The 257-nt window shown below is 39.7% G+C and carries 1 pseudogene; it reads left to right on the forward strand.

Features of this window, described 5'->3' with window-relative positions:
* Window positions 1–249: pseudogene (locus AAEY80_RS14660) on the forward strand (hypothetical protein); the annotation flags it as partial.
* Window positions 250–257: the final 8 nt, after the last annotated feature.

Genomic DNA, 257 nt, shown 5'->3' on the forward strand with positions numbered 1-257 from the left:
GAGTTAATCATAGGCGAAGATAATATCGAAACCACGTTTCATCCGTTAATCATGCAAGCAATGGAGCATAGCTTTCCTTTGGAAGATATCGAAAATGTTTTGTTTGAGTTCATAGAAAAAGCCAAACAACAGGATGTGGCATGGCTAAAAACACAATTTAGAGCGTTTGTGGAAGGTTATCGAGAAGGGGATGATGTCAGGGTTGAGGTCGAAAAACTGACATCATCGCTGGTAGATGAGATTGGTTAATTCAGTAG

Origin of the sequence: Psychrobacter sp. 78a-MNA-CIBAN-0178 (genome assembly GCF_040309625.1) — a bacterium.
Lineage (GTDB): Bacteria > Pseudomonadota > Gammaproteobacteria > Pseudomonadales > Moraxellaceae > Psychrobacter > Psychrobacter okhotskensis.